6 protein-coding genes and 5 tRNA genes are annotated in these 9,089 nt (G+C 47.4%); all 11 read left to right on the top strand.

From position 1 onward, the window contains the following. The first annotated feature begins 7 nt into the window (after positions 1 to 7). The 11 genes from BN6628_RS21320 (at position 8) to glmM (ending at position 9,073) form a co-directional block, all read left to right on the top strand. Positions 8 to 91, top strand: a tRNA-Leu gene (locus BN6628_RS21320). Positions 92 to 96: 5 nt separating this feature from the next. After that, positions 97 to 171, top strand: a tRNA-Gly gene (locus BN6628_RS21315). A 6-nt stretch (positions 172 to 177) separates the two neighbouring features. Continuing rightward, positions 178 to 254 (top strand) — tRNA-Arg (locus BN6628_RS21310). A gap of 38 nt (positions 255 to 292) precedes the next feature. After that, a tRNA-Pro gene (locus tag BN6628_RS21305) sits at positions 293 to 369 on the top strand. Positions 370 to 380: 11 nt separating this feature from the next. After that, positions 381 to 454: transfer RNA gene (locus BN6628_RS21300), tRNA-Gly, on the top strand. Positions 455 to 828: 374 nt separating this feature from the next. Next, positions 829 to 3,624 carry a phosphoenolpyruvate carboxylase gene (gene ppc, locus BN6628_RS21295; RefSeq protein WP_068620338.1) on the top strand — a complete coding sequence of 932 codons (2,796 nt, stop codon included), beginning with the start codon at positions 829 to 831 and terminating at the stop codon, positions 3,622 to 3,624. Between the two features lie 257 nt (positions 3,625 to 3,881). Next, positions 3,882 to 4,454, top strand: coding sequence for an RNA polymerase sigma factor SigW (gene sigW / locus BN6628_RS21290; RefSeq protein ID WP_068620337.1), 573 nt, complete (start codon positions 3,882 to 3,884; stop codon positions 4,452 to 4,454). 161 nt (positions 4,455 to 4,615) lie between these two features. After that, positions 4,616 to 5,233 carry a zf-HC2 domain-containing protein gene (locus BN6628_RS21285; protein WP_068620333.1) on the top strand — a complete coding sequence of 206 codons (618 nt, stop codon included), beginning with the start codon at positions 4,616 to 4,618 and terminating at the stop codon, positions 5,231 to 5,233. A gap of 202 nt (positions 5,234 to 5,435) precedes the next feature. Then, positions 5,436 to 6,266, top strand: a complete 831-nt coding sequence (gene cdaA, locus BN6628_RS21280) for a diadenylate cyclase CdaA (RefSeq protein WP_068620331.1) — start codon at positions 5,436 to 5,438, stop codon at positions 6,264 to 6,266. Next, a complete protein-coding gene (locus tag BN6628_RS21275; RefSeq protein WP_068620328.1) occupies positions 6,259 to 7,638 on the top strand; it encodes a CdaR family protein in 1,380 nt (459 codons plus the stop codon). Before cdaA ends, BN6628_RS21275 begins: the two co-directional genes overlap by 8 nt. A gap of 94 nt (positions 7,639 to 7,732) precedes the next feature. Next, a complete protein-coding gene (gene glmM / locus BN6628_RS21270; protein WP_068620326.1) occupies positions 7,733 to 9,073 on the top strand; it encodes a phosphoglucosamine mutase in 1,341 nt (446 codons plus the stop codon). The last annotated feature ends 16 nt before the right edge of the window (positions 9,074 to 9,089 follow it).

The following is a 9,089-nucleotide window of genomic DNA, read 5'->3' as shown; positions in this document are numbered from 1 at the left end:
GACATGTGCGCGTGTGGCGGAATTGGCAGACGCACTAGACTTAGGATCTAGCGTCTTTGACGTGGGGGTTCAAGTCCCTCCACGCGCACCAGATATGCGGACGTGGCTCAGCGGTAGAGCATCGCCTTGCCAAGGCGAGGGTCGCGGGTTCGATTCCCGTCGTCCGCTCCATAATATGCGCCCTTAGCTCAGCTGGATAGAGCGTTTGACTACGAATCAAAAGGTCAGGAGTTCGAATCTCTTAGGGCGCGCCATTCTTCTTATTATACAATTTCATAAGAAGCACTTATTTCGGGACGTAGCTCAGCTTGGTAGAGCACCTGGTTTGGGACCAGGGGGTCGCATGTTCAAATCGTGTCGTCCCGACCATTATTTTCGGTGCGGGTGTAGTTCAATGGTAGAACTTTAGCCTTCCAAGCTAATAGCGTGGGTTCGATTCCCATCACCCGCTCCATAATAACTATCAGCATCATCGTAAGCGATGATGTTTTTTGTTATAATGGTCTTTATTTTTACCTATTGATTTTATTGCTTTGACGTGTCAGTGCATCATATGAAGGCTGTTTGTGTAATTATACAGTTATAAACAGAAAGTTATTTTGAGTTTTACTCTAAGTAATTGATTGAAACAGCCTCTCTGGAAGCAGCCTCATTGTAAGTATGGGTTATAAAAATTCTCAATATTGAATAATTATTTAGAATATTGGCGATTTTTATCCCTTAATACTCCCCGTTTTTGCAAAGAAAATAAGGAATTTAGGCCTGGTTTATTGTATTATGTTAGAAGGCATTATAAAGACGGAATCAGGATGGATTGGGAGGAGAAGCATGACTGAACTAACAGTGACCGCGAGTAAGAGCAATTCCAACAACCTGTTGCGGCGTGATATTCGTTTTTTGGGCAATATTTTAGGAGAAGTCCTTGTACATCAAGGCGGTAATGAACTCTTAGATATTGTCGAAAAGATACGTGAAGCCAGTAAATCGCTTCGGGCGGTATTTCTGCCTGAACTGCACGAAGAATTTAAGCAAATCATTAATACGCTTGAGCCTGATATCAGACATCAGGTGATCCGGGCTTTTGCCGTGTATTTTCAGCTCGTTAATATTGCGGAGCAGAATCACAGAATCCGCCGTAAACGCGACTATGAGCGTTCAGCCGGAGAGACGGTCCAGCCTGGTTCCATTGAGGATTCTGTAAGGGACCTGAAAGAGCGCGGCTTGTCCTATGATGAGGTTCAGGAGATCCTGGAGGGGCTTTCCCTGGAGCTGGTCATGACCGCCCATCCTACCGAGGCGATGCGCCGGGCGATTCTTGATATCCACAAACGAATTGCCGATGATGTCATGCAGCTTGATAACCCTACACTCACGTTTAGGGAGAGAGAGCAGCTAAGGGAGAAGCTTCTGAATGAAGTGATTACCCTTTGGCAAACGGATGAGCTTCGTGACCGCAAACCAACGGTGCTTGATGAAGTGCGTAACGGAATGTATTATTTCCACGAGACCTTATTCCATGTCCTGCCTGACGTTTATCAAGAGCTGGAGCGTTGTTTGACAAAATATTATCCTGAACATAACTGGCACGTGCCTACCTATCTGCGCTTTGGCTCCTGGATCGGGGGAGACCGTGATGGTAACCCGTCCGTGACTGCAAACGTAACCTGGGAGACGCTGCTGATGCAACGTAAGCTGGCTGTTCGGGAATACCAGCGCATTCTGGCCGAGCTATTCCGCTATCTCAGCTTCAGTACTTCTATCGTCAATGTGACCGATGAGCTTCTGGAATCGATCCAGAAGGATCAGGAAGTGGTTACCCTCAATAAAACGCCGGAGTGGCGCAATGAAAAAGAGCCATATCGCGTTAAATTGACTTATATGACCGAGAAGCTGCATAACGTCATTGATGTGACTAAGAAAGACTCTCCAGATCGTTACAACCAGGTGGAAGAGCTGGTTGAAGATTTGAATATCATTGACCGCAGTCTGCGGCATCACTATGCGGATTACGTTGCTGACACCCATATTCGTTATTTAATACGTCAGGTGGAGCTGTTTGGTTTCCACACGGCCAAGCTGGATATTCGTCAGCACAGCCAAGAGCATGAGAATGCTATGACGGAGATCTTGGCTCATATGAATATTTCTGAGAATTATGCCGGGCTTAGTGAAGATGAGAAGGTAGAACTTCTTGAGCGCATTCTGAATGATCCTCGGCCGCTGACATCTCCTTATCAGGAATACAGTGAGAGTACAACGGAATGTCTTAATGTATACCGTACGGTGTATTTGGCACAGCAGGAATTTGGAGAACAGTGCATCGGCAGTTATTTAATCAGTATGACGGAAGCCGCTAGTGATATTCTCGAAGTTATGGTGTTTGCCAAAGAGGTGGGCCTGTTCCGTAAAGAGAACGATGATACTGTAGTCTGCACGCTTCAATCCGTGCCATTGTTTGAAACGATTGACGATCTTCACGCGGCCCCAGCGATTATGCGCCGGTTGTTCAATATGCCAATCTATCGGATGTCGGTTACCGCGATGAATGATCTCCAGGAGATCATGTTGGGGTATTCCGACAGCAACAAGGATGGCGGCGTGGTTACTGCGAACTGGGAGCTGCGGGTTGCTCTTAAGCAAATTACGGCCACGGCTGCAGAGTTCGGTGTGAAGCTGAAGTTCTTTCACGGACGCGGGGGCGCCCTAGGACGCGGAGGCATGCCGCTGAACCGCAGTATTCTTGCCCAGCCGCCTCACACGGTTGGCGGGGGAATTAAGATCACTGAGCAGGGTGAAGTCATTTCATCCAGATACGCACTCAAGGGCATTGCTTACCGCAGTCTGGAACAGGCCACTTCGGCCCTTCTGACTCAAGCGGTATTGGCCCGTCAGCCGCAGCAAAACGATCTGTATGAAGAGAAATGGGAGTCGATCATCAGACAGATGTCTGATGTATCCCTTCATAAATATCAGGACCTGGTATTCCGGGAGCCGGAATTCTTTAAATTCTTCAGGGAATCTACCCCACTCGTTGAGGTAGGAGAGCTTAACATCGGCTCACGCCCTTCCAAACGCAAGAATAGTGACCGCTTTGAAGACTTGCGTGCGATCCCATGGGTGTTCGCATGGACCCAAAGCCGGTACTTATTCCCAGCTTGGTATGCTGCAGGTACAGGCATTCAAGAGTTCTATGGTAATGATGAGGAGAAGCTAAAGGTCCTTCAGGATATGTATGCTAATTTCCCATTCTTCCGTTCGCTCATCGACACACTGCAGTTCGCCATTGTTAAGGCAGACCTTGTCATTGCAAAAGAATATGCGAATATGTGCAGTGATGAAGAAATGAAGAATCGGATCTTTGGCCAGATTGAAGAGGAGTTCAATCTGACGAAGAGCCTAGTTCTAAAGATTACCGGAGAGATGGAAATGCTGGACAATGCGCCGACACTTCAGGAGTCCATCCGTCTGCGTAATCCTTATGTAGACCCGCTTAGCTATCTTCAGGTGCAGCTGCTTTCCGAACTTCGTGCTCTTAGAGAACAGGGCGGAGATGATCCGATTCTGTTAAGAGAAGTTCTTCTAACCATCAACGGAATTGCCGCAGGGCTTAGAAATACAGGCTGATCCATAAACGATCAGCTTATGGGCTAGAGAGAAGGGGACCGCGCTCTATGAGAGAGCACGGTCTCTCTTTTGTAATCGGAATATAATCGTCTTAAGCCTAGAGTTGCTTGCAATTTAGGGGCACATGAATTACCATTTGAATGAAGCGCCGGGACTTGTCTTTACCGTCCTTAAGCGGCCAAACCGCTGGTGAAACATATATCGCATGGCTTGGAACCGGCTAGAGACCGTTTTGGCGGATCTGGGGGAAATTACGAATGATTGACAATTATGATACGAGACTTGCAAAGCTGGCCCGCAAAGGGGATCAAGGTGCTTTTGCAGAAATTGTAGATCTATACAAAGATAAATTGTTTCATCTGGCTTACCGGATGCTGAATAATCGGCATGAAGCCGAAGACGTCGTTCAGGAGACCTTTCTGCGGGTTCATAAGAACTGGATGAGATACGATGAGAACCAGAAATTCTCAACTTGGATCTACCGGATTGCCACAAATTTATGTATTGACCGGCTGAGGAAGAGGAAGCCGAACTACTCACTGGATGCGGAAATGAACGATCAGGAGGGGATGGACGGTTATACCCTTATTCCTGGAGATGACCGGACACCGGAGAGTGAGTATTTAATCTCTGAGACCAAACAGACGATTCATTCGGCTATAGAGACGCTTCCGGCTAAATACAAATCGGTTATTATTCTTCGCTATTTGCAGGAGCTTTCGCTGCAGGAAATTAGCGATGTTCTTAACATGCCTGTAACTACGGTGAAGACGCGTGTGCACCGCGGCAGGGAATTTTTGCGCAAAAAATTGGACAACAAGTTTGTTTGATTTTCAATCGAGATTTTTTGAAACGATATACATATTGAAGCGTATTAAATAAAGACGCCTCGCCTCGAAGTTTAAATTCAATTTAAATTCCTACTATATAATGGAATGCTGATTTTGCCATGCTCATTCCATGCAGATTTCAACTGAAAGGATTGGCTCAAATGGATTGCAAACAAGCTGCCTCTTTAATGCATGAGTATTTGGATGACGATCTTGAAAAGTCACAGGTTCTGGAACTAAAGGCCCATCTAATTCAGTGCCCATCCTGTAATATGCATTTTCAAGAGTTGGAACAAACGGAGATGATGCTCTTCCATGCCGTCAAAAGCTCTGTGCCTTCCGCTTCAGATGAACTCGTAGACCGGATTATGCGGGATATTCCCGGCAGACGTAAGCAGCGTGTATGGCTGACATGGATCAAGAGGCATCCTGCTCTTACGGCAGCAGCCATGTTTATCTTTGTTATGCTGTTCAGCACCCTGTCCTTATGGAAGGCGGACGATCAACTGATTGTGAAAGGGGCCGGACTTGACCAAGTGGTCATTGAAGGCAAGAACGTGATCGTTCCAAGCGGGAAGACCGTAGCTGGAGATCTTACGGTGGAGAATGGGAAAGCTCAAATCTACGGTGAAGTGGATGGCAATCTGACGGTAATCGATGGGTCCTTGTACCAAGCCTCCACAGCCAAAATTTCAGGTGACGTGAAGAGTATTGATCAAGCACTCGACTGGATTTGGTACAAGATCACGAATACGTTCACGGAAGTTGCCTATCGTTAAATTTTGCATGCTCATGCTGCACATGCTGGCGCCGCTCTTCGAGAGGGCGCCTTTATTGTTGGTGCGGTTAGGAAGAAATCACACAAATTTCCGGGTTCGGCACAAAGAAACTTGCAACTGCAGGTGGATCGTTATAACCTAGAGTTTAGGGACAATATATACTTAAGAAGCCCGTTTCACAAGGGAAAACCGGGGGTTGCGCATGAGTTATTTTGCGGATTTAACATGGCAAGAGGCCATTAAGGATGCTATAGATATTTTGATTGTTACTTATATTATTTATCATTTGATTTTGCTTGTCCGGGGAACAAGGGCGGTTCAATTACTTAAAGGGATTCTGGTCCTGGTTGTAATCTGGGCAGCAAGCACCTGGCTTGACTTGTATACGCTGAAATGGCTGATGAATCAAATGTTTACCTTTGGAGTAGTGGCTGTGTTCATTATCTTCCAGCCAGAGCTCAGGAGAGCGCTGGAGCAGCTGGGGCGTGGTAAGTTATTTGGGCGTACAACAGCCGATGAGGAAGAATTCAGCCGGAAGATCGGCGAGATTATTAAGGCCGTAAATTATTTATCACGTAGAAAAATCGGCGCATTAATTGTATTTGAGCGAAATACGGGGCTTAACGAATATAAAGAATCCGGGATTCCTATGCAGTCCGTGATCACCTCCGAACTGTTAATTAACATTTTTATCCCTAATACTCCGTTGCATGATGGAGCTATCATTATACAGGATCACCGGATAGCAGCTGCTGCTTGTTATCTGCCTTTATCAGAGAATCCGTTTATAAGCAAGGAGCTTGGAACAAGGCACCGGGCTGCGATTGGGATCAGTGAGGTTGGCGATGCTGTCTCCGTGGTGGTATCTGAGGAGACCGGGCAGATCTCACTGGCCATTAACGGACAGGTAGTCCGGGGAATTAATGAGGAATCGTTAATCTCCAAGCTTTATGAGGAGCTCAGTCCTGACACATCAAGCAAGCAGAAGAAGGCCCCGTTCTGGAAGCTTAAAGGGGGCCGGAAGAATGGATAAATGGTTCAATAATAACACGATCGCGAAGATTATCGCTTTGTGCATCAGCATTATTTTGTGGGCGATGGTACATCTGGACAGCACAACCTCACTGCCATCCCCTTCCCAAGTGAAGAGTAAAACGATTAATGACGTGACTGTTGAGGTTGTTGGATTTGATGACAAGTCCTATGTACTGACTTCGATGGAGCCCAAGACCGTCAAATTGGAGGTAAGGGGGAAGCGCACAGATATTACCTCGTTTTTCCCGGATTATAAGGTTATCTTGAATTTGGAGAATATCGGACCGGGTACGACGAATGTGCCTCTCACCTACGAGCTCCCTGCTGGTGTGGAGATGGTATCTATTGAGCCGTCAACCGCAAGGGTCACTATTGAAGAGAAGCAGACTAAGTCCTTTACCGCGTCATTACAGCTAAAAGGTGCTCCCGAGGGAGGACTTCAGGTAGGAACGCCTATTCTGGAGCATGATGGCCTAGTCACAGTAACTCTCCCTGAGAGTGAAATGAAGCGGGTCTACAAAGTGGAAGGCGTACTCGATATCAGCGGAATTGATGATTCAGTAGAAGGGAAATCCGTGAAGCTGAGGGCCTATGACAGGAACGGGAGAGAAATTCCCGGGGCTGAGATTAGTCCTTCGTCAATCAAGGTTGATGTCCCCATGAATAAGTTATATAAAACGGTCCCCCTGGCGATTAAGCAAATCGGGCAGCTGCCAAGCGGGTATGCACTATCCGAGATCAAGGCAGACGTTGAAGGTGTGGCTGTGTATGGGACTAAAGAATCATTACAGAGTATTAATTCCTACACGATTAATGTGGATTTAAGCCAATTTAAAGGACCGAATACGACGGAATACTCACTGGACTTGACTCCGCCGAAAGGTTCTGAGAAAATCGAGCCGAGCTCTGTGAAGGTCGTTGTCAAAGCTGCCCCACTTGGTGTGAAGGTAGTAAATGACATTCCGGTTACGATCAAGAATCAGAGCGGACAGCACACCGCCAAGATTATTACACCTGCAAACTCAAAGATGTCTTTGACCTTGCAGGGGGCAGAGCAGGTCTTGAAGGCTGTTAAGACGGGAGACATTACAATTACGGCAGATGTATCAGGCCTTGGACCAGGGGTTCATACCGTAACACCCGACATTGTGCTTCCGAAGTTTGTAACTTTGGCGGCTGGAGGTGGCAATCTCCAGGTAGAGATAGAGATTAAGGACAATGCTAACTCTGTTAATACCACTCCAACCGGCACAGAAGATTCCGGCGATACCGGTCAGGAAACCAAGTCCAATTCACCGGATACAGGGACAGGATCGGGGCAGGATTCATCAGACGGCACAGATAATCCGGGTAGCGGGAAGGAACCATGAGATCAGACAGCCAGGCTGAAGCATCATTATGGCATTACTAAAGAAAGCTAATTAGACATGGGTGAGAAACCAATATCTGGAGGAGTGAGTCATTGTGGGGAAATATTTTGGAACAGATGGCGTTCGCGGAATTGCTAATAAGGAGTTAACAGCAGAGCTTGCATATCGTATTGGTCGGTCTGGGGGATATGTGCTTGCAGGACAAGTTGAGAAGCCTAAGGTCGTTATTGGGATGGACACCCGGATTTCCGGTGTCATGCTGGAGTCGGCACTAGTGGCTGGTCTATTGTCTATCGGAGCGGATGTGGTCCGTCTTGGGATCGTCTCCACTCCAGCTGTGGCCTATCTGACAAGACTGCTTAAAGCGGATGCAGGCGTAATGATCTCAGCTTCGCACAATCCGGTAGAGGACAACGGAATTAAGTTTTTCGGGAGCGACGGATTCAAACTGTCCGATGAAACCGAACTTCAGATTGAAGAATTGCTGGATAAAGAGGTGGATGAACTGCCTCGTCCAATCGGTGACAAGTTGGGAAGCGTGACGGTTGATCAGGAATCTAAATTTAAATATCTTGAGCATTTGAAGACAACGATTTCTTCGAGCTTTGAAGGTCTGAAGATTGTGCTCGACTGCGCCAATGGGGCAGCATATGAGCTTGCACCGAAATTGTTCCGCGAGCTTGGAGCGGAGGTTCACACGATCGCAGCAGAGCCAACAGGGCTTAATATAAATGACCACTGCGGTTCCACACATCCGGAGCTGCTGAAGCAGGAGGTTGTACGTCTAGGTGCGGATCTGGGCCTTGCTTTTGACGGGGATGCCGACCGCTTGATCGCCATTGATGAAACGGGTCAAGAGGTGGATGGCGACCATATCCTTTGCATTTGCGGAGACGCTATGAACCGTAAGGGCAAGCTTAACAACAGCACTATTGTAACCACGGTGATGAGTAACTTCGGCTTCTACAAAGCTACAGAGAAGCTGGCTCTTAATACCGCAAAGACGGCTGTAGGTGACCGTTACGTCATGGCAGAAATGCTTAGAGGTGGTTATAACCTGGGCGGAGAGCAGTCCGGCCATGTAATTTTCCTGGATTATAATACAACGGGTGATGGCATTCTGACCGGGATTCAGCTGGTAGATACGATGAAACAGGCGGGTAAACCGCTCAGTGAAATGAAGAAGCTTATGGTTCAATATCCTCAGGTGCTCGTGAATGTACGCGTGCAGGATAAGAGCAAATACAATGGAAACCAGGCTATTGAAGAGGCTATTACCGTTGTTGAGCAGCAGCTTGGCAGCAACGGGCGTGTGCTTGTGCGGCCATCTGGTACAGAGTCCCTGATCCGTGTTATGGCGGAAGGGCCCGACCGGAGCGAACTTGAGCAGTTTGTTTCCCAGATTACCAAAGTGGTAGAACGGGAATTGGTGTAGGTGTAGGACCAAGCAT

It is taken from the genome of Paenibacillus tuaregi (assembly GCF_900086655.1).
Lineage (GTDB): Bacteria > Bacillota > Bacilli > Paenibacillales > Paenibacillaceae > Fontibacillus > Fontibacillus tuaregi.
Note: the sequence above shows the minus strand (reverse complement) of the source record. Positions and strands in the feature narration are given on the sequence as shown.

What these genes read in the sequence shown, in the direction of transcription:
- ppc (WP_068620338.1), top strand. Translation starts at nt 829, where the DNA reads ATGACTGAACTAACAGTGACCGCGAGTAAGAGCAATTCCAACAACCTG.
- sigW (WP_068620337.1), top strand. Translation starts at nt 3,882, where the DNA reads ATGATTGACAATTATGATACGAGACTTGCAAAGCTGGCCCGCAAAGGG.
- BN6628_RS21285 (WP_068620333.1), top strand. Translation starts at nt 4,616, where the DNA reads ATGGATTGCAAACAAGCTGCCTCTTTAATGCATGAGTATTTGGATGAC.
- cdaA (WP_068620331.1), top strand. Translation starts at nt 5,436, where the DNA reads ATGAGTTATTTTGCGGATTTAACATGGCAAGAGGCCATTAAGGATGCT.
- BN6628_RS21275 (WP_068620328.1), top strand. Translation starts at nt 6,259, where the DNA reads ATGGATAAATGGTTCAATAATAACACGATCGCGAAGATTATCGCTTTG.